The sequence below is a fragment of the Caulobacter sp. P1_B12_2 genome (assembly GCF_056406675.1).
The window spans coordinates 1-1,207 of record NZ_JBFTZS010000749.1; the positions used below are offsets into that span (position 1 = coordinate 1).

At 64.0% G+C, this 1,207-nt stretch carries 1 protein-coding gene; it reads left to right on the top strand.

Annotated features, from left to right (window positions below; all coding sequences use genetic code 11):
* A partial coding sequence (locus AC1DZ6_RS25480) for a M1 family metallopeptidase (protein ID WP_477099871.1) occupies positions 1-1,207 on the top strand: 1,207 nt, incomplete at both ends.

The following is a 1,207-nucleotide window of genomic DNA, read 5'->3' on the forward strand; positions in this document are numbered from 1 at the left end:
CGCCAGCGCCGTGCAGGGCGACGGCTGCGACCTGTTCTGGCCGTGCATCGACTTCCCGACCGGCGAGCCGTTGCTGGTGGACTTCTACATCACCGTGCCCGCCCCGCTGTCGGCCCCGGCCGGCGGCGTGCTGGTGGGCGTCGAGGAAAAGGACGGCTGGCGCACTTTCCACTGGCGCCAGAAGCAGCCCGACACCTACGCCATCGCGGTCAATGTCGGCCCCTATGTGAAGTTGGAAGACACCTACAAGAGCCGGTTCGGCGACAGCTTCCCGATCGAATACTGGTACCTGAAGAGCGACGATCCGGCCAAGGCCAAGGCCCTGTTCGCCGAGTTTCCGACCACGCTCGACTTCTTCGAGCAGATGATCGGTCCCTATCCGTTCCGGTCCGAGAAGCTGGGCGTCGTCGAGACGCCGCATCTGGGCATGGAACACCAGACCATGAACGCCTACGGCAACGAGTACAAAAAGGACGTCTACGGCTACGACTGGCTGTTCCAGCACGAGCTGTCGCACGAGTGGTTCGGCAACCAGGTGACCAATGTCGACTGGGATGACATGTGGATCCACGAGGGCCTGGGTAGCTACATGCAACCGCTGTTCTCCCAGTGGCTGCACGGCGACATGGAATACATGACCCGCCTGAACGCCCAGCGGGTCGGCAGCAAGCACCAGTTCCCGATCGTCGCCGGCCGCGTGATGACCGAGGACGAGGTCTACAAGCCCGTGGGCGGCCCGGCGAACGACATCTACGCCAAGGGCTCGAACGTCATGCACACCCTGCGCGCCACGATCGGCGACGAGGCGTTCTTCAAGTCGGTGCGCACCCTGGTCTATGGTCGTCCCGATCCCAAGCCCGGCAACTTCGCGCCGCGCTACGCCACCACCAAGGACTTCATCGCGATCGTCAACGAGTTGACCGGCAAGGACTATCAGTGGTTCTTCGACGCCTATTTCTACCAGGCCAAGCTGCCGGAGCTGCGGACCACGCGCGACGGCGACGACCTGGTGCTGAGCTGGAAGACGCCCTCGGGCAAGGCCTTCCCGATGCCGGTCGAGGTCAAGGTCGGCGACAAGATCGTCACCGCGTCGATGGCCGACAACACCGGCCGCATCAAAGTTGGCGACGCCGTGCCGGTGATCGTCGATCCGGCTTCCAAGGTCCTGCGTCGCCAGCCCTACCTGGAGGAGTACGCGGTCTGGAAG